Annotated in this window: 24 protein-coding genes; 23 read left to right on the top strand and 1 reads right to left on the bottom strand. The window is 54.1% G+C overall.

All coding sequences use genetic code 11. The features are described from left to right. Positions 1-65 precede the first annotated feature (65 nt). From MKX42_RS13230 to MKX42_RS13280, 11 genes are all read left to right on the top strand, one after another. Entirely contained in the window at positions 66-509 is a 444-nt protein-coding gene (locus MKX42_RS13230) for a hypothetical protein (RefSeq protein WP_051478164.1), read from the top strand. 120 nt (positions 510-629) lie between these two features. Next, the gene (locus MKX42_RS13235; RefSeq protein WP_340752894.1) at positions 630-1217 is read left to right on the top strand and encodes a histidine phosphatase family protein; all 588 of its coding nucleotides are present in this window, start codon (positions 630-632) and stop codon (positions 1215-1217) included. Positions 1218-1307: 90 nt separating this feature from the next. Beyond that, positions 1308-2396, top strand: a complete 1089-nt coding sequence (locus MKX42_RS13240) for a hypothetical protein (RefSeq protein WP_340752895.1) — start codon at positions 1308-1310, stop codon at positions 2394-2396. Between the two features lie 11 nt (positions 2397-2407). Further along, positions 2408-2914 (top strand): gamma carbonic anhydrase family protein, encoded by a 507-nt coding sequence (locus MKX42_RS13245; RefSeq protein ID WP_340752896.1) that lies wholly within the window; start codon positions 2408-2410, stop codon positions 2912-2914. A gap of 18 nt (positions 2915-2932) precedes the next feature. Next, positions 2933-3112: an IDEAL domain-containing protein gene (locus MKX42_RS13250; RefSeq protein WP_340752897.1), complete on the top strand. Its 180-nt coding sequence runs from the start codon at positions 2933-2935 to the stop codon at positions 3110-3112. A 122-nt stretch (positions 3113-3234) separates the two neighbouring features. Then, on the top strand, positions 3235-3660 hold the full coding sequence (locus tag MKX42_RS13255) for a DUF2487 family protein (RefSeq protein WP_340752898.1): 426 nt from the start codon (positions 3235-3237) through the stop codon (positions 3658-3660). Positions 3661-3881: 221 nt separating this feature from the next. Beyond that, entirely contained in the window at positions 3882-4436 is a 555-nt protein-coding gene (locus tag MKX42_RS13260) for a ubiquinol-cytochrome c reductase iron-sulfur subunit (protein ID WP_340752899.1), read from the top strand. Positions 4437-4441: 5 nt separating this feature from the next. Then, positions 4442-5113, top strand: a complete 672-nt coding sequence (gene qcrB, locus MKX42_RS13265) for a menaquinol-cytochrome c reductase cytochrome b subunit (RefSeq protein WP_036727267.1) — start codon at positions 4442-4444, stop codon at positions 5111-5113. 23 nt (positions 5114-5136) lie between these two features. Then, the gene (locus MKX42_RS13270; RefSeq protein ID WP_340752900.1) at positions 5137-6012 is read left to right on the top strand and encodes a c-type cytochrome; all 876 of its coding nucleotides are present in this window, start codon (positions 5137-5139) and stop codon (positions 6010-6012) included. Positions 6013-6116: 104 nt separating this feature from the next. Further along, positions 6117-6764 carry a DUF1405 domain-containing protein gene (locus MKX42_RS13275; RefSeq protein ID WP_340752901.1) on the top strand — a complete coding sequence of 216 codons (648 nt, stop codon included), beginning with the start codon at positions 6117-6119 and terminating at the stop codon, positions 6762-6764. A 55-nt stretch (positions 6765-6819) separates the two neighbouring features. Then, complete coding sequence (locus tag MKX42_RS13280; RefSeq protein ID WP_340752902.1) at positions 6820-7725, top strand: sporulation protein YpjB; 906 nt, start codon at positions 6820-6822, stop codon at positions 7723-7725. A gap of 91 nt (positions 7726-7816) precedes the next feature. Here MKX42_RS13280 and MKX42_RS13285 read toward each other — a convergent pair whose 3' ends face one another. Continuing rightward, the gene (locus tag MKX42_RS13285) at positions 7817-8689 is read right to left on the bottom strand and encodes a YitT family protein (RefSeq protein WP_340752903.1); all 873 of its coding nucleotides are present in this window, start codon (positions 8687-8689) and stop codon (positions 7817-7819) included. Positions 8690-8856: 167 nt separating this feature from the next. Here MKX42_RS13285 and MKX42_RS13290 point away from each other — a divergent pair, with 167 nt between their 5' ends. The 12 genes from MKX42_RS13290 (at position 8857) to MKX42_RS13345 (ending at position 18693) form a co-directional block, all read left to right on the top strand. Next, positions 8857-9186: a nucleotide pyrophosphohydrolase gene (locus MKX42_RS13290; RefSeq protein ID WP_036698080.1), complete on the top strand. Its 330-nt coding sequence runs from the start codon at positions 8857-8859 to the stop codon at positions 9184-9186. Positions 9187-9245: 59 nt separating this feature from the next. After that, positions 9246-9767 (top strand): tetratricopeptide repeat protein, encoded by a 522-nt coding sequence (locus tag MKX42_RS13295; RefSeq protein ID WP_340752904.1) that lies wholly within the window; start codon positions 9246-9248, stop codon positions 9765-9767. Between the two features lie 32 nt (positions 9768-9799). Beyond that, positions 9800-10603, top strand: coding sequence for a 4-hydroxy-tetrahydrodipicolinate reductase (gene dapB, locus MKX42_RS13300; RefSeq protein ID WP_340752906.1), 804 nt, complete (start codon positions 9800-9802; stop codon positions 10601-10603). 17 nt (positions 10604-10620) lie between these two features. Then, positions 10621-11046 carry a methylglyoxal synthase gene (gene mgsA, locus MKX42_RS13305; RefSeq protein ID WP_036698074.1) on the top strand — a complete coding sequence of 142 codons (426 nt, stop codon included), beginning with the start codon at positions 10621-10623 and terminating at the stop codon, positions 11044-11046. Continuing rightward, positions 11043-11747 carry a bacillithiol biosynthesis deacetylase BshB1 gene (bshB1, locus tag MKX42_RS13310; RefSeq protein ID WP_340752907.1) on the top strand — a complete coding sequence of 235 codons (705 nt, stop codon included), beginning with the start codon at positions 11043-11045 and terminating at the stop codon, positions 11745-11747. The genes mgsA and bshB1 overlap by 4 nt, the downstream gene beginning before the upstream one ends. Before the next feature lie 91 nt (positions 11748-11838). After that, a complete protein-coding gene (gene bshA / locus MKX42_RS13315) occupies positions 11839-12996 on the top strand; it encodes an N-acetyl-alpha-D-glucosaminyl L-malate synthase BshA (RefSeq protein ID WP_340752908.1) in 1158 nt (385 codons plus the stop codon). 10 nt (positions 12997-13006) lie between these two features. Further along, complete coding sequence (locus MKX42_RS13320) at positions 13007-14290, top strand: CCA tRNA nucleotidyltransferase (protein ID WP_340752909.1); 1284 nt, start codon at positions 13007-13009, stop codon at positions 14288-14290. Next, a complete protein-coding gene (locus tag MKX42_RS13325) occupies positions 14283-15083 on the top strand; it encodes a biotin--[acetyl-CoA-carboxylase] ligase (RefSeq protein ID WP_340752910.1) in 801 nt (266 codons plus the stop codon). Before MKX42_RS13320 ends, MKX42_RS13325 begins: the two co-directional genes overlap by 8 nt. A gap of 722 nt (positions 15084-15805) precedes the next feature. Further along, the gene (gene panB / locus MKX42_RS13330; protein WP_340752911.1) at positions 15806-16672 is read left to right on the top strand and encodes a 3-methyl-2-oxobutanoate hydroxymethyltransferase; all 867 of its coding nucleotides are present in this window, start codon (positions 15806-15808) and stop codon (positions 16670-16672) included. Between the two features lies 1 nt (position 16673). Continuing rightward, positions 16674-17564, top strand: coding sequence for a pantoate--beta-alanine ligase (gene panC / locus MKX42_RS13335; protein ID WP_340752912.1), 891 nt, complete (start codon positions 16674-16676; stop codon positions 17562-17564). Continuing rightward, positions 17557-17940, top strand: coding sequence for an aspartate 1-decarboxylase (panD, locus tag MKX42_RS13340; protein WP_036698065.1), 384 nt, complete (start codon positions 17557-17559; stop codon positions 17938-17940). Before panC ends, panD begins: the two co-directional genes overlap by 8 nt. A gap of 114 nt (positions 17941-18054) precedes the next feature. Continuing rightward, positions 18055-18693, top strand: a complete 639-nt coding sequence (locus tag MKX42_RS13345; protein ID WP_340752913.1) for a tetratricopeptide repeat protein — start codon at positions 18055-18057, stop codon at positions 18691-18693. Positions 18694-18751: the final 58 nt, after the last annotated feature.

The raw sequence follows: 18751 nt of genomic DNA on the forward strand, positions 1-18751 counted from the left end.
GACATATCGCAACCTGCTCCTACTGCAGTGCCGAATGGGCGCTGTGGCAGGAGACCAGTGAGCTTATGCAGGATACAAGATTCGATGTCAGCGATGAGCGGGCAGAAGCGATTAACAGTAAGGTTATGGAGCGGATCTATCTGGAGAGCCCCTGGCTTATGCCTGGTGACGGGAAGTCTGCGGGGAGTTCAACAGTATTCCGGCATCGCTTAAGCCTATGGATTGCCTGTTTCTTAGCGGTGTTTATCTCCAGCTTCTTATACTTCACCGTGTTCAAGACCCCCTCGAATACGACGGCGGCACAGAGCGGAATCGTCGAGACAGGTGTGGCAGGTTTAACCCTGGACTGGTCTTCTTCCTATCCGGTGGAGTCTGAGGGCGGGATCATTGAGCCGCTGGTGGCCAATATGGGCCCTGCACATCCGCAGTACTGGATGGTATTGTCGACGCTGGGCGTCGGATTATCCATATTCCTGCTGGTCCGTCTGAACCGGTACCGCAGACAATGAGAACCCCCTTCCCGAGTATGGAGAAGAGGGTTTTTGATATTTGTTAAAAAAGAAGACATTTGTTTTCATTCGTGTTACATTATTAAGCAAACATAAAAGGGAAGGGAACGGTGATAGGCGATGCTGATCGGCTTAATACGCCATGGGCTGACGGATTGGAATGCGGTAGGTAAAATTCAGGGGCAAAGTGATATTCCGCTGAATGATGAAGGCAGGCGGCAGGCTGAGATGCTGGGCGACCGGCTGCTGCAGGAGCCTTACCATTGGGACTATTGTATTACCAGCAGCCTGTCGCGTGCAGCAGAGACCGGCAAGATCGTAGCGGCCAAGCTGGGTGTTCCTCTACTTGAGCCGGATGACCGTATCCGTGAGCGTGCCTACGGCCAGGTGGAGGGCATGACGGCTGAAGCCCGAGAATCCAAATGGGGAAAGGATTGGAAGCTGCTGTCTCTGGGACAGGAGAGCGATGAGGCGCTTCAGGTCCGGGGTCTTGCATTCCTGGAGGATATTACGGCCCGCTTCCCGGGTAAGAATGTTCTGGTCATCTCCCATGGAGGATTCCTTGCGCAGCTCTACACCGCACTTTACAAAGATAAATATTCGGAACGGCTCGGCAATCTCTCACTCACGATTCTGGAGAAGAACGAGCAGGAATGGAATCCTTTATTATACAACTGCACCCGTCATATTTTACAAAAACAGCATTAACCCGACCCTTCGGGTTATTTTTTTTGCAGCAAAAGGAATAAAAAGGGCTGTATTTCCCATAATGGTAGTAAAACAGTGAGGCGATGAGAGATGAATCTGGCGGATATGCTCACTTATGCAGACATTGGTCAGCTGACCGCCATTGCGGGACGCTATCAGTGTGAGTGCAAACGGAATTCCAAACATGATTTGATTCAGAGTATACTGATCACCTTGGGCAGCCGGGAATTCATGGAGTCCCATATTAAGGGGAGTTCCCCGGGAGAGCTGCGTTTGCTGAACAGCCTGCTCTTTGATGAACGCAGTCACTTCAGCCTGGAGGATCTGCTGGCTGCCGCCAGGCAGGCTTCCTTCGATGCTCCGCCCGGCAAAAGCGGTGACTACCGCGAGCTGGTCAGCCGGCTTAAGAACAGCGGCTGGCTGTTCAGCGGAGCCTCCCAGCAGAGCCGGTATCTGTTCCAGGTGCCGTTGGATCTGAAGAAGCGCTTCCGTGAGCAGATGGGCCAGTATTTGCAGCAGCGGATAATTCCTGTCCCGGAGCCGGCGGTGTACAGGGGAGAGGGAGATTTACTGGCCGGGGATCTGCTGCTGTTCCTGCGGTATGTGAAGGAGAATGAACCTGAGCTGAACCAGGAAGGCGCGCTTTATAAGCGCAATCAGCAAGGGTTGATGAATGCGCTGCAGATTACGGAGCCTTTGCTTGGCAAGGGCGGCTGGAGGTTCGGCTACGGCAGGGCTTGTGAGCATTATCCGCCGAGATTTGCCCTGCTGTACGATTATGCCCGCCACCGCCGCTGGATCTCCGAGGAAGGCTACAGGCTGCAGCTTACAGCCGCAGGCGGGCATTTTCTGGCGGAGGGGAAATCAGAAAAGCTGATGCAGTTATTCTCCTTTTGGTTAAGACTGTATAAAGGGGCTATTCCCAATTTGCCTTCGCTGGTCTACTGGATCAGTCTAAGTGCCGGCAGATGGGTGACTACAGCCTCGCTGTCAGAAGGAATCGGCTGGCTGATCAAGCCCTTCTATTACGATGATGCCGCTTCCATTCTCGAGCAGCGCATCTTGCGGATGATGCTGCATCTGGGCATGCTTAAGCTTGGTGAGGAACCCGCAGGAACAGTAGTCATGATGACACCGTGGGGATGTGAGGCGGCTGTGCCGAAGCATCTGCTCAGGTAAGGGGGAGAGTGATGCGGATTGCTTATGGGAGTTACATACCGCAGCTTGATGAATCAGTCTATGTGGCGGAAGGCGCTAAGCTCGTTGGCGATGTAAGGATAAACAAACAATCCAGTGTCTGGTTCAACGCCGTACTTCGCGGTGACCTGGCGCCGGTGATCATCGGGGAGCGCTGCAATATCCAGGATGGTGTGGTCGGCCATGTGGCGGAAGGATTGCCGCTGGTGCTGGAGGATGACATCTCGGTCGGGCATTCAGCAATCATCCACGGCTGCCGGATAGGCAAGGGCACATTAATCGGAATGGGTGCAATTGTACTGAACGGAGCAGAGATTGGTGAATATGCTTTAGTAGGAGCCGGCTCCATTGTAACCGAGAACAAAATCATTCCTCCGTACACGCTCTCCTTGGGCACACCGGCCAAAGTGGTCCGTGAATTGACTGAGCAGGATCTGCTGAGGATGGCACGCACAAGTGAAAGCTATGTGAAAAAAGCATTGGAATACGGAATTTCTTAAACAGCGGAGGTGTATCGAATGGACAAAATGAAGGCTACTTATGAAGTGATGCTGGGCCTGGCTGCAGAAATGGTGTGGGATGAAGCGTTAAGAAAGCGTCGTACCGACATGTTGTACCTGAAGATCGACACGGCGCTGGCTGCCGGTGATGAGGCGGCTTTCCGGAATCTGACTGAAGAACTGAAAAGTTTGGCATAGGAAATGCGCCTGGCGCATTTCTTTTTTTGTAATTTAAAGATTGCCAAGCCGCATACACTTGTTTATGATGCTTTTAAAAGTAAAAATGCATGCTGCGGGATGCGGCTAGAGGGGGCGAATCTATGAAATTCAGTGATTTTGACAGTAGAGCCTGGGAGACCGATGGACAATATTATGATACCTGCATCATTCCGTATAGCGGACTTCAAGGCACGGAGACTCCGCCTGAGACCGCCGCGTTACTGGAACGGCAGCGTGATTTCCTGGAATTGGCCGAACAACCGTACAAGGGGAGGGTCGTGACTTATCCGGCGGTACAATATGCAGGGGCTGGAATAACAGTTCTTGTGAATGAACTTTGCCGAAAAGTCAAATCCAGCGGCTTCCAGTACGTAATCGTGATGTCTGCTAATGAGGAACTGCGCAGGGAGGATATTTATGAAAGCGATTTACTCCTTTGCCTGCCTGAGATAGCGGCTGATTCCAAGGCTGAGGTAAGCGCGTATGTACGCAGTGAAATCCAGACCTTATGGCAGAATGGGAAATGAGTTAAATGTGACGGAAAATCAACAATTTATTGAAAAAGCACCGAAAACGCCTGTCACAATTTAGACAATATTCTTGACGGGTTTTGGACCCTAAGCTATGATTAGGATGAACTTATATGAACTGTGATATTTTTCATTGAAAACGGAATTTTTACCTAAAATACCTATGCAACAACTCTGCAGGTGCCTTCTCACATTTTGAAAAGGGGGTTACATACAGTATGAGCAGCCTTAATGAAGAAGAAGAGTCACTTCCGCAAGAACCGCCCAGCCGAAACGAGATGTCACGCAGACAGTTTTTGACCTATACGCTAGGAGGGGCTACCGCCTTTATGGGGGCCGGCGTTATTTTGCCGATGGTCCGGTTTGCTGTAGATCCGATTCTGCAGAAAAAAGGCGAGGGGGAATTCATCAAGGTAGCGGAAGCGTCCAAAATTACAGAGGAGCCCCAGGAGTTCACCTTCGAGCTTCCACAGCAGGACGGGTGGTATGCCAGTACAGCGATGCTTACAGCGTGGATTCGTAAAGACGCGAACGGAGATATTTATGCGCTTTCACCCATCTGCAAGCATCTGGGCTGTACCGTAGGCTGGAATAATAACAAGGCATATCCCGATGAATATCATTGCCCTTGCCATGGCGCCCGCTATACGAAGCAGGGCCGGCAACTGGCCGTGGCCGCCAAGCCGCTTGACCAGTACACCACCAAGATTGACGGAGGCTGGGTATATCTCGGTGAAATCGTCCCTAATACTGTTTCGGCGAAGGAGGCGTGAACGGCGTGTTCAAAAACGTATATAACTGGATTGATGAACGTCTGGATATTACACCGATCTGGAGAGATGTTGCCGACCACGAGGTCCCCGAGCATGTCAATCCCGCACACCACTTTTCAGCCTTTGTCTACTGCTTCGGCGGACTAACGTTCTTCATCACTGTCATACAGATCCTATCAGGAATGTTCCTGACCATGTACTATGTCCCGGATATCATTAATGCCTACGCCAGTGTGGAATATCTGCAGACCAAGGTCGCCTTCGGTAAAATCGTCCGCGGCATGCACCATTGGGGCGCGAGTCTCGTCATTGTCATGATGTTCCTTCATACGATGCGTGTGTTTTTCACCGGTTCGTATAAGGCTCCGCGTGAGATGAACTGGGTGGTGGGGATGCTGATTTTCTTCGTCATGCTGGGACTGGGACTAACCGGTTACCTGCTTCCGTGGGACAATAAGGCGTACTTCGCCACCAAGGTTACACTGGAGATCGCCAATTCGGTTCCATTCATGGGGCCGGTGCTCAAGGAGCTGATGCAGGGCGGCAGTATTGCCGGCGCCGAGACGCTAACCCGGTTCTTCGCCTTACATGTATTCTTCCTCCCGGCGGTTCTGCTTATTCTGCTTGTCGGGCACTTCATTATGATCCGCAGACAAGGCATATCCGGTCCGCTGTAAAATAACGTATAGGAGGCACGGTCATGGCACACGGAGACGACTCCAAAGAGAAGGTGGTATTCGTCGGGGATTCCCGGGTCCGCAGAGGGAACGGATTCATTACCCCGCCGGATTATACGGCGTATCCGGGCAAATCGGAAGCCTTTATCCCTAACTTTCTGCTCAAGGAATGGATGGTTGGCGTAGTGGTGCTAGTGGGAATTCTGGTTCTGACCATCTCAGAGCCGGCTCCGCTCGGGTTCCCTGCCAATCCGGCAGCATCGGTTATTCCGATTCCTGACTGGTATTTCCTGTTCCTCTATCAGTATTTGAAGCTTCCTTACGCATCCGGTGACTATATTGTGCTGGGGACGCTGGGCGTGACAGGCGTGGCCTTCGGGGCGTTACTGCTGGCTCCTTTCCTGGATACCGGTCCGGAGCGGCGGTTCTACCGCAGACCGATTGCATCTTCTCTGATGTTCCTGTCCCTCGCAGCAATCGTCTACTTGACCAACACAGCCTGGACAGAATACAAGCATGAGATGGCTGAAACCGGCCAGATTCCAGAGGATGTTCAGCGCGAGGAGAAGGCGGCCGAGAACAGGGCTGCGGGCTTGCCAACCACAAGCGCCGTCAAGCCGAAGGATATTGCCATTGTGGACAAGGATGATCCGGCGATGGAGCTCTATAAGAAGGCTACCTGCATATCCTGTCATGCGCAAGATATGAAGGGCTCCGGCGGAATTCCCGCGCTTCGCGGTGTAGGCGACAAGCATGATCAGGCGGCGATTCTTACTATTATAAAAGAAGGTAAGGGCCAGATGCCGCCGATGTACGAGACGGCTATGGGGGCAGGGCTGACCGAGCAGGATATCGATGAGCTGGCCGGCTGGCTTGCCAAACAAAAAAGCGGACAGTAAAATAACAGTAACGCAAAACCTGATCGTGTATGCGCTCAGGTTTTTGTTATGTCATGAGTGCTGTAATGAAATGAAGCTGCTACAGTCGGGGGGAAGTTGTATATATGCCGGGTCAATGGTTTGAGAAGTTATTTAGGGACCGAAGAATAATATGGCTGTTATTTATCGTGAATCTGCTGGGAACGGTCTACGGATATATGTGGTATGGCAATCAGCTTACGTTCACAGCGCAGACTGAACCGCTCTGGCTGCTGCCGTTCGTTCCCGACAGCCCTACGGCCAGTCTGTTCTTCACAGCTGCACTACTGCTGTTGCTCTATCCGCCAAGAGGGCTTGCAGGAACGCTGGTGCGTGAGCTGATTGAAGCGCTGGCTGTGTTAACATCGGTGAAGTACGGGATATGGGCGGTCAGCATCATTGTGGCCGGCGGTTATCAAGGGGATTCCATCACCTGGAAGGACTGGATGCTGATGATCTCCCATACCGGAATGGCTGTGGAAGCCCTGATCTATGCCCGGTTCTTCACATTCCGGAGAATGCTGCCTGTAGCGCTTGCGTGGACGTTCGCTAATGATATAGTGGATTATTCACAAGGTGTGTATCCATGGCTGCCCTCGGTGCTTGATGATGATCTTATCGCTGTTCAGTATTCCACCATGGGGCTTACGCTGTTCAGTACGGCCGCTGCCTGGCTGTTCTGCGGCCGGACAAGGCGTCCTGCACTTCCGGACAGAACTGCCATGAAGCGCTGAGCCTCCGTTCTAACTCTTGTCCTTCCGCCATACATTAAGGTGGGAGGGATGTCTTATGCCGCGCAGACAAGTAATCATAATCATACTGTCAGGAATCCTGCTGTGCTGGCTGCTCGCCGGTATCAGCGGAGGCCGCGTTCAGGCTGAAGCGGGTGATGCTGCTGCAGACCAGGGAAGTACAGCTTACATAGAAGCAGCCGGAAGTGTACCCAGTGATCCCGCTGCGCTCACGGCCAGAAGCGGAGCGCAGCGGCTGGAGCAGGCTGCCGAAGCTCTGTACGGCTATGTGCTTGAAGGAGATGTACTGAAGGCCCGCAAGGAAGCAGAGGAGATCTCGCAGATCTTCATCTCCTCATCCTTCGAAGGGATGACCTCAGTGGAGGGGATCAATGCACTCTCGTCCGTGATCCTGGATATGAAGTCTGCACTGGCTGCGGCCCAGCCGTCTCCGGAGAGATGGGAAGCGGCAGCGGCGAAGCTGCGGCTTGCCGCTAACAGCCTCAATCACCCCCGCCAGCCCATGTGGATGCAGTATTATAAGCTGGTCCGTGAGGATCTGAACGATATGGAGCAAAGCGCCGCCGCGAATGATCTCAAGAGCTGGACAGCGGCGCTGGCCAGACTTCAGAGCCGGTATGCGAATATCCGGCCTGCAGTGATCATCTCCCGGCCTGCTGAGGCGGTGAGCAGCTTTGATTCATGGATGTCTTACGCAGGAGGGGTTGCAGGCTCGGAGCAGCCCGTGGAACGGGCCCGCCTGCTGGAGATTGTATCCTATGGGCAGGATGCAGCAAGAGTGATGTTCGGCAAGGACCGCAGCGAGCCGGTCCTGTCTCTGCCGCTGGCTCCGCAGCAATACGGGGGCTGGGCCCTGCTGGCAGGCGCGTTCATCCTTACGGTGCTGGCATATACCGCGTACCGCAAGTACCGCGGCCAGAAGCGGGATCTGAAGCCGGTGTAGGGTAGGGCAGAGGTAACAGAGAATACAAAGAGGGAGGCCCCCGCAAGCAGCTGTTGCCGGCTTGCGGGGGCCTCCCTTATGTGTGTGCAGATCAGGTCTCCCGGAAGCCTTCGCCGTGAACATCATGAACGTCACTAATAATGACGAAGGCCTTAGGGTCTACCGATTTCACCAGCAGGCTGAGCCGGCGGATCTCCTGTCTGGAGACCACACAGTAGACCATGTGCTTGGCCTGCTTGGAATAGGCGCCGATTGCCGGGATCAATGTCACACCGCGCTCCAGCTCTGCGGTGATCAGCTCGGCAATCTGCGGAGCCTCGTCGCTGATGATAGTGAATGCTTTGGCGGCATAGGCCCCTTCCTGGATGAAATCAATTACGCGTGAGGCGATGAAGACAGCTACGAGCGTATATAGTATTTTTTCGCGGGGAATGTAGAGCAGGGAAGCGCCGATAATGAGGATATCCACGGCCAGAATAATCTGTCCCATACTCCAGCCGAACTTGCGTCCAAGTATCCGTGCAACAATATCTACGCCTCCGGTGGTGCCCCCGAAGCGGAAGACAATCCCCAGACCCAGACCCAGGGTAACCCCTGCATATAATGAAGCAAGAATAAAATCATGCTCGGTACTGAACGTTACAATCCAGCCTGCCTTAATCATCCGTTCGAATAACCAGAGGAAAAAAGACAGGGAGCCGATGCCGAGTCCGGTATAGACGATCTGATTCGCTCCGAGCACCTTCCAGCCGAGCAGAAAGAGCGGGAGGTTCAGCAGCAGTGTCGTTAAGAAGATCGGGATGTTAAAGGCGTAATTGAGCAGGATGGTAATCCCGGTAACTCCGCCCTCCATCAGCTGGTTGGGAATGATGAAATACAGTAGTCCGAATGCGTAGATGGCCGTGCCCAGCATGATGGGGGCCACTGTTTTGCTGACTGTGCTGATTTTAACGGTTGAACTCATATAATCCCTCGCCTACGCCTCTAAATGGGCAATTTATATGTAATGATCCCCCTGGAGAGCACGTAAGCTCCAGGCGTCATTGCAAAAAAGATTTGTCTTCAAAACGTCTTTACGATAACATAGGGGCAAACAGAAGGCAAGAACACACGGGGGTGAAACGACAATTTATGGATAAAAGTCTTGGTGACATTCAGCGCGAGGTGGATGCCTATATCTCACAGTTTAAAGAAGGCTACTTCAGTCCGCTGTCGATGCTGGCCCGGATGTCCGAGGAAGTCGGAGAGCTGGCGCGCGAAGTGAACCATCAATTCGGTGAGAAGCCGAAAAAAGCGGATGAAGCCGATAATTCGATTGAGCTGGAGCTGGGCGACATTCTCTTCATTACCGTTTGTTTCGCCAATTCACTCGGTATAGACTTAACTGAGGCACATAATAAGGTTATGCACAAATTCAATACGCGTGATGCCGGGCGCTGGACACCCAAAAACACCGATTAGGCCTATGCTACATATGCTGTACCAAACGCACGGGATTTAGCCGTAAGGATGGTGAGGATATGGATCATAATGATTATGTAAAAGCAGCCTACCGCTCGATACTCCGCAGTGACTTTGCTGAAGCTATCACGCTGTTTGAGGCGGCCATTGCCGCAAGCCCGGATGATGCGGAAGTCAGATACCGCTGCGCTATTACCTATGCCCGCAGCGGGATGCTGGACAAAGCGCTTGAACATGCTGTAGCCGCACGCAGACTGGATGGGACGAAGCCGGAGTATCAGCTGCATCTTCAGCATCTGCAGGCCCTTAAGCTTGTGCAGGAAGCGAAGCAGCTGCTGGAGGATGAAGCAGCCGAAGGGCTAAATCCGTACCATCCGATTACGCTGCTGAAGGAAGCTGTATCGCTTGATCCTCTCTACGGGGATGCTTATGTATGGCTGGCGATTGCGCACAGCCGGATGAACGAACATCTGCAGGCGATAGCCGTATTAAAGGAAGTCATGTCGCTGCACCCGGATGACAGCGGATTGCGTCTGCTGATGAAGGATCTGCAGAAATCGCTGCAACACTATATACAATAATAACAGAGCCAGGGAAAGCGGGGAGAATTCATTTGAGTGACAAGATCAGAGTTATTGTCTCCGGAGCCGGAGGCAGAATGGGCAAAGAGGTTGTGAAGCTGGTATTGCAGGATGATGAACTTGAGCTGGCGGCAGCTATCGGTAGATCAGATGCTGACATGGATGCCGGTCGTCTGGTAGGCCTTGACAATTGCGGTGTGCTCGTGACTTCAGATCTGGAAGCTGCGCTTGCGGATACTGCTGCTGATGTAATGGTGAATTTCACGATTCCGCAGTTCGCATATGAGCAGACTGCGCTGGCAATCAAGTACGGCGTCCGTCCGGTTATCGGAACCACCGGCTTCACGCCGGAGCAGATCGCCGGGCTGGACAAGCAATGCCAGGAGCAGGGAATCGGCGGATTGATTGCGCCGAACTTCTCCATCGGTGCGATCCTGCTGATGAAATTCGCTGCTCAGGCCGCTAAGTATTTCCCTCATCTCGAAATTATCGAATATCACGGAGACCAGAAGCTTGATGCTCCGTCAGGAACAGCGATTAAGACGGCAGAGATGATCTCTGAGGCGCGGCAGGAGCTCCGCCAGGGACATCCCGAGGAAGAAGAGATTATTGAAGGCTCGCGCGGCGGGTATTATAACGGCTTCCGTATTCACAGTGTACGTCTTCCGGGTGTTTTTGCCCAGGAGGAGGTTGTATTCGGCGGGTTCGGACAGTCGCTGAAGATCCGTCATGACTCCTATGAGCGTGCGGGTTATATGCCGGGAGTCAAGCTCGGGATTCAAAAGGTGATGGGCTATACCGGCTTGATTTACGGTTTTGAGCATTTTATAGAATAGACGGGGAGAGAAACAGAATGTTGAAAATTGCTTTTATCGCACATGACCGCAAAAAAGATGAAATCGTTAATTTCGTAACTGCTTATGAGCATGTCTTCGAAGGGCATAAGTTATTCTCCACCGGAACTACGGGCCAGCGTATCATGGAAGTGACCAAGCTCTCCATTCACCGTTACATGTCCGGGCCGCTTGGCGGCGACCAGCAGATCGGCTCAATGGTCGCTACAGATGAGCTGGATTTAATTATTTTCCTGCGTGATCCGCTGATGGCCCAGCCGCATGAACCGGATATTACGGCGCTGCTACGTCTATGTGATGTGTACGGGATTCCGGTGGCTACGAATATTGCTACAGCAGAAATTCTTGTGAAGGCTATTGACCGGGGAGATTTCGGCTGGCGTGAGCTGGTACATAAATATAAGCCGGGTGTGGACGAGTCATGAAGCTTGACATCCTGGTATTCGGCGCGCATGCGGATGATGCTGAGATCGGCATGGCAGGTACGATTGCCAAGCATACTGCCGCCGGTTTCAAGGTGGGAATGTGCGATCTGACCCGGGCAGAGATGTCCTCAAACGGAACGGTGGAGCTACGGGAACAGGAAGCACAGCAGGCTGCCGCAGTGCTGGGCGCGGCGGTGCGGAGTAATCTGGGGCTGCCTGACCGTGGCCTGTATATGACAGAGGGTCATCTGGCGGCTGTAACAGCGGAAATCCGCCGTTATGCTCCGTCCATCGTATTTGCACCTTACTGGGAAGACCGCCATCCCGACCATATTGCCTGCAGTAAGCTGGTGGAGGAAGCGGTATTTAATGCCAAGCTGCGCAAATATATGCCGGACAAGCCTGCCATCCCGGAGCCACAATTATATTTCTACTTCATTAATGATCTCGGACGGACGGATCTGATTGTCGATGTGACTGCGCAGTATCCGCTTAAGGAGCAGGCATTGTCCTGTTACCGTTCACAGTTCGGGATCGCTCCGGGGGAGGATGCCGTGGCGACTCCTCTGACAGAAGGCTATATTGACCGCGTCCGTTCCAGAGACATGCTGCTCGGCCAGCGCAGGCTCATTCCTTATGCCGAAGGGTTCGCCGGTAAGGTTCCGTATACTGTAGATCTGTTCAGTGCTGAACGCGGATAAGGCGCAACTCGACAAAGCCCGGAAAACAACTATAATTAATTCATATCGTTACTTGAAGTAATAGAGCTAAGTTAAATGAAGGGGCGGAGCTATGGAGCGGCTAAAGATAGGCATCACTTGTTATCCTTCTCTTGGCGGCTCGGGTGTGGTGGCAACTGAACTGGGCAAGCTATTGGCTGAAAAAGGCCATGAGGTTCACTTTATTACCCACAGCATCCCGTTTCGGCTGGGAACGTTTCAGAAGAATATTTTCTACCATGAGGTAGAGGTTAACGATTATTATGTATTCCGCTATCCGCCATACGACCTGGCGTTGGCAACCAAGATGGCGCAGGTAGCCAAAATGCAAAATCTGGACCTGTTCCATGTGCATTATGCGGTCCCGCATGCGGTATGTGCTTATCTGGCCAAGCAGATCCTTGGTAATGATATTAAAGTGGTTACCACGCTGCATGGTACGGATATTACAGTGCTGGGCCAGGATGAATCCCTGAAGGATCTGATCCGGCTGGGCATTAACGAGAGTGATGCGGTGACCGCAGTCTCCCGTGATCTGATCAAGGAGACCCGCAAGGCGCTTGATATTACGCGTGAAATTGATCTGACTTATAATTTCGTGGATAAGCGTGTCTATTATCCCCGGGATGTAACGGATCTGCGCGGCGACTTCGCGGCCCCGGATGAGAAGATTCTCATGCATATCAGCAATTTTCGCCCGGTCAAGCGGGTAAGTGATGTGGTAGATGTATTCGCCAAGGTGAACCGGCAGGTGCCTTCCAAGCTGCTGCTGGTCGGCGAAGGCCCTGACCTGCCGAAGATTCAAGCCAAGATCAGCGAGATGGGTCTCGACGATCATGTCCGCTTCCTGGGTAAGCAGGACGAGATTGCCCAGGTGATCTCACTGGCGGACCTGCTGCTGCTGCCTTCTGAGAAGGAGAGCTTCGGGCTGGTCGCCCTGGAAGCGATGGCCTGCGGCGTTCCGACTATCGGATCGCAGGCCGGAGGGATTCCGGAGCTGATTCAGCATGGCAAGACCGGATTCCTTGCGCCAGTCGGCGATACAGAAGCGATGGCAGAGTATGCCGTCCGGCTGCTTTCGGATGAGGCAATGGCTGAGAGCTTCCGGCGCGCTTGTCTGGAGCGGTCCTGCCATGATTTCAGCAGAGATATGATCACTAATCAATATGAAGATATCTATTACCGTGTGCTGGGGCGCAAGGTATCCGGATTAGACCCGATCCGGGGGTAAGGAGTCCGTTATGGAATGGAGAATGGCACCACCCGGCATGGCGGAAGCCGCCGGAACTGTTGTTGCCGGCCTGCTGGCAGGCGGTCATGAAGCTTATTTCGTCGGCGGCTGCCTGCGCGATGAGCTGCTGGGCCGTCCGGTGCATGATATAGACATCACTACCTCCGCATTGCCGGAGGAGGTGATGGCCCTGTTTCCGCGCTGTGTCCCTACCGGACTGGCGCATGGCACGATCACTGTGCTGCAGGAGGGCTACAGCTTAGAAGTTACGACCTACCGGACGGAGAGCGGTTATGCCGATCACCGGCGTCCGGAGCATGTCGTATTCGTCAGGAATGTGCGGGAGGATCTCCGCCGCCGTGACTTCACGATCAACGCCATCTGCTGCAGCCTTGACGGCAGGCGGATTGACCCTTTCGGGGGGGAGCGTGATCTCAAGCTCCGCGTGATCCGTTGTGTGGGCGAAGCGGAGGAACGCTTCGAGGAGGATGCGCTGCGGATGCTGCGCTGCGTACGTTTTGCTTCCGTGCTGGATTTCGCGATTGCGAAGAATACCTGGCGCGGTCTGCTGCGCCAGCGTGACAAGCTGGCGCATATTGCTGTGGAGCGGGTGCGCGCCGAGGTGGAGCGCATCGTGGAAGGCCCGCACCCGCAGCGCGGGCTGGGGCTCCTGCTGCGCAGCGGCCTGCTGCCGCGCGGCAAAGCGCCGTTCCCCTGGACCGGCAGTGACCTGGCGGCTGCCGCCGCCCGCCTCGCCGGTCTCGGGGACCTGGAGAGCGCCCGCCTGCGCTGGGCGCTCCTGCTGCATGCCCTGGGATCGTCGGCGCAGTGCGCCGATGAGCTCCTGCGGGCATGGACGTTCCCGGGGGCGACGCGCACTGGCGTCGTCGCCGTGCTCCGCGTCCGCGAAGCCTGGGACGCGGCGTTGTCTGCGGCGCGTCCGGAGGCTTCCGGCGCCGGGGAGCAGCTGCGGCGGCATTGGATCGCCGCCGTGCTGGGCCATGGCCAGTCAGCCGCCGAAGGGTGGCTGACGCTGCTTGAGGCGGCGGGGGCTGACGCCGCGTCCGCTGTCACCACCAGACTCCTGCGGTCCTGGACCGCAGAGATGAAGGTCCGTACGCTCGCTGAGCTGGCGGTGAGCGGCCATGAGGTGACAGCGGCGCTGGAGAAGCGTCCCGGCCCGTGGCTGGGCGTATTGCTGCACCAGCTTCTTCTGGCTGTCGCGTCAGGTGATCTTGTCAATGACACCCAATTATTGCTGCAAGCAGCACAAAGGATGGATAGAGATGAATAGCGGTCATACGCAGCGTCCCGGCGTCTTGATGCGGGAGGGGTTCGTTCCCGGCTGGTCCAAGGGAATTCAGCGGCTGGATACAGTCGGTTCGACACAGGAGGAAGCCAAAATACTTGCCGAGGGCGGCGCCCCGGAAGGAACAACAGTCATGGCTGAAGCGCAGACCGGCGGGCGCGGACGGATGGGCCGCAAATGGCACTCCCCCCACGGCAAAGGAATCTGGATGAGCCTGGTGCTGCGTCCGGATCTGCCGCTGGCCCTGACTCCGCAGCTGACACTGCTGGCCGGAGTGGCTGTCTGCACAGCAATCCGTGAGGTTACCGGAGTGCCGGCCGGTATCAAGTGGCCGAATGACCTGCTGGCCGGCGGCCGCAAAATCTGCGGAATCCTGCTGGAATCCTCGCTTCGGGAGGGCGGGCTGCATTATTGCATCGCCGGTATCGGCATCGCTGCCAATCTGACCGGGGAAGACTACCCGGAGGAGCTGCGCGGGATTGGTACATCACTGCTGATCGAAGGCGGAGGCATTCCTGTAGACCGCACGAGGCTTGCGGAAGCTGTGCTGGTGGAACTCGAATATTTGTATCGTGTCTATCTGGAGCAAGGCTTCCAGCCGGTGAAGGAGTTGTGGGAGTCGATGTCGGTAACACTGGGGCGTCAGGTATGCGTAAATACTCCCCAAGGCCGCACCGAGGCCACTGCTGTAGGACTTAGCGACAATGGCGGGCTGCTGCTGCGTAACGAATCCGGTGAGGTAGTGAGCGTACTGTCCGGCGAAATTGAAATGATTTAGAAGAGCATCAGATTTAAATTTTACATTTTTTCCATGCGGGGGTTGTTCTTTAAGGCGTTTGGCTTAGCATAACGGACTGAGGTGCTCTTATGCATAAAGAAAGTCGTCACTTGGGCGATTAACGGACCGCAAGGACCTTATCACCTGCAATTCAGCTCCAAAACGTCTTTCAGAAAGATGATAAGACCTCCTGAGTCCGTTACGCTGCAAAAAGGGGCGTTATCGTGGGAATAAGATCTCTTCGGTCCGTTAGATTTTTGGGAATGATAGGGTTTCGTTACACGAACTCCTGAGAGGAAAGTCTTCCGCTTCACTGTTGTTATTTGTACATACTACACTTATCTCTCTTTTAACTATGAACGCAGCTTTGTACTTTACCTTGTTAGAATGCCAACAAGGCCGCTCCTCACAACCACGAGGGCGGCCATGTCATATTTTAAGGTGTTTATTTTTGTGTTTTTTTGGTATACTGTGCTCATGAGGCGGCATCGCATGGCGAGCTGTACTCACGTAATTGTTTTCTTTGTTTTACCGGATGTACCTTCATAACTGGATGTAACGGTTACGTTGGATTCTGCTCTGAGCCGTAAGGACCGAGACAGAAGGGACGATCGCGAGTGACTCTTTTTTGCCCTTCGGACCTTTTTAGCGGACCATGCTAAAAGGTTTTTTTGTTTGCGCGGAGAACGCGTATTTTGATGGAAAAGGGGAATGAGAGCGACATGGCAGAAAAACACGCACTGAATATTATCAAAATGAAAAAAATGAAAACGGACGGTGTGCCCCTGAGCATGCTGACCGCTTATGACTACCCTTCAGCCCTGCTGGCGGAAGAAGCCGGCATTGATCTGATTCTGGTCGGAGATTCCCTGGGTAACGTCGTGCTTGGTTATGACACCACGCTGCCGGTTACCATTGAGGATATGGTCTACCATACCCGGTCGGTGAAGCGCGGGGCGCCTAATACTTTTATAGTGGCAGATATGCCGTTCATGACCTACCACGGAAGCGTGGATGAGACCTTGCGCGGTGTGCGCAGACTGATGCAGGAAGGCCAGGCCCATGCGGTCAAAATGGAAGGCGGCCTCGAAATCTGCTCCGCAGTGTCCGCTGTTGTCGCAGCAGGAGTTCCGGTGCTCGGCCATATCGGCCTGACCCCGCAGTCGGTTAATATGATCGGCGGCTACCGGATTCAGGGGAAGGATACCAAGGATGCACAGCGGCTGATGGACGAAGCGAAGGCGCTGGAAGCCGCCGGGGCCTTCGGTATTGTGCTGGAGCTGGTGACGGAAGAGGTGGCTGAGGCGATCTCCCGGGCGGTCAGCATACCGACCATAGGTATTGGTGCCGGGCGTTACTGTGACGGACAGGTTCTGGTATTCCATGATGTCCTGCGGTACGCCTCTCCTTACCGGGAGAAAAAATTCGTCAAAACCTACGCCGATGTAGGCTCTCTGATCCGTGAAGGCATCACCAGCTATGTTCAGGAAGTGAAGGACCGCTCATTCCCTGCGGAAGAGCATGTGTTTAATGCGGACGAGACCGTCCTGGAATCTTTATACGGCAATGCCGGCAAAGGAGCGAAATAAAATGAGAGTGATCCGAACGATTGCTGAATTGCGCGAAGCGCTTGAATATATGCGTGAAGGGGGCCATGGCCCTGTTGGTTTTGTGCCTACCATGGGATATTTGCACGAAGGACATGCCAGTCTGCTTCGTAAGGCAGGGGAGAAGAGCGGCACGGTGGTCATGAGTATTTTTGTCAATCCGCTGCAATTTGGCCCGAATGAGGACTTTGCTTCCTATCCGCGGGATGAACAGCGTGATCTGGAGCTGGCCGAACGCGAAGGTGCGGACCTGGTGTTCATCCCCAGTGTAGAGGAGATGTATCCACAGCCGATCCGTACAGGTGTATCGGTCTCCTCGCTTACGTCGCAGCTCTGCGGCGCTTCGCGTCCGGGACATTTTGACGGAGTAACCACTGTGGTCAGCAAGCTGTTTCATATCGTGCAGCCGGATTACGCCTTCTTCGGACTGAAGGATGCCCAGCAGGTAGCTGTTCTCCGCCGGATGGTATCTGATCTTAACATGAACGTGGACATTATCGCCTGTCCTATTGTGCGCGAGGAAGACGGGCTGGCGCTTAGCTCCCGCAATGTCTATCTAAGCAGCGAGGAGCGCAGACAGGCGCTGGTGTTATCGCGTTCCCTGCGTGAAGTGCGCCAGGCTATGGAAGAGGGCAGCATTCGTACGGTAGATGAAGCACGCAGCCTGCTGGTCTCGGTCATTTCTGAATCGCCGCTTGCGGTCATTGATTATGCGGAGATTCTAACCTTCCCTGATCTGGAAGAGCTGGAAGGCAGCAGCAGGCTGACGGATGCAGGCGGAGAGGTTATAATGGCTCTGGCCGTGAAGTTCGGCAGAACCCGTCTGATTGATAATAATGTATTTATTCCTAAGGAGGCGCACGCTCTTGTTTAGACATATGATGAAATCCAAGATCCACCGGGCAACGGTCACTGAAGCCAATCTCAATTATGTGGGCAGCATTACCATTGATGAGGATCTGATGGAAGCCGCTGACCTGCTGGAGAACGAGAAGGTGCAGATCGTGGATAATAATAACGGTTCCCGTCTGGAGACTTATGTCATTCCAGGTCCGCGCGGCAGCGGCGTCATTTGTCTGAACGGGGCAGCGGCACGTCTGGTACAGCCCGGCGATACCGTGATTATTATTTCCTACGCTGTGGTATCCTCTGAAGAGCTGGCGGCACATAAGCCGACAGTGGTGTTCGTAGATGAAGGCAACAAGCCGGTGAAGCTGGCGGATCATGAGATTCACGCAACAATTGCCTGAACCCCGCGCTTTGAGCCATGTAATCAATGGCAGGGATGAAGACCCCTGTACTTGCTGATAATGAACTTAGGCAAGCTTAAGCTGACTTCATTATCAGTAAGGGTGGGATGTCCGGTGTTTCAACATTTATTTGCTGAGATGAACAAGATGCTCCAGGAGATCAAAGCCGACTATCCTACTGCGGAGGGTGCCCGCCGAAGCGATCTTTTATCCAAGTATAATATGCTCCACCGAATCAGTGATAATGTAATGGATGAGTGGCTGCTCTTCGCCGAGAAGCTGAGCGAGTTCCGGGAACAGGCCGATTTCCAGACTCCGCCAGAGGAGTTGCCGGAAGAGGAAGCGCCCGAGCTTGGGATGGATGCTTTTGTCAGGGGCCAGGGCTATTACAAGCTGCTGATGTACCGCAAGTGCATTGAACAGTTCAGGGAAGTTACGGCACAATATCCGGACAGCCTCGCTGCCCGCCTGTATCTGGCCATGGCTTATCTCCAGGAAGGGGAAGGCGACACCGCCTGGGGACATCTGAATCACATGCTGGGCCTGATTCGTGAGGTGAAGCTGAAGGCGATGATCTATAATGCGCTGGGCTGTATCCGGGCCTCCCAGGAACGCTTCAATGAAGCCAGTGAGCTGTTCAGCCTGTCGCTGCTGCATGACCCGGATCTGCCGGAGCCGAATGTGAATCTGGAGGTATGCCGCAGGCGGGGCGGGAAGCTGGAGTTTGGCCATCAGCTGGTTTCGCTTTTATAACTTATCCTCGGTTTCTTTAGGCGATGCGCCCCACTTCCCGGGGTGTGCATCGCCTTTT

The sequence above is a fragment of the Paenibacillus sp. FSL R7-0204 genome (genome assembly GCF_038002225.1).
Lineage (GTDB): Bacteria > Bacillota > Bacilli > Paenibacillales > Paenibacillaceae > Paenibacillus_AQ.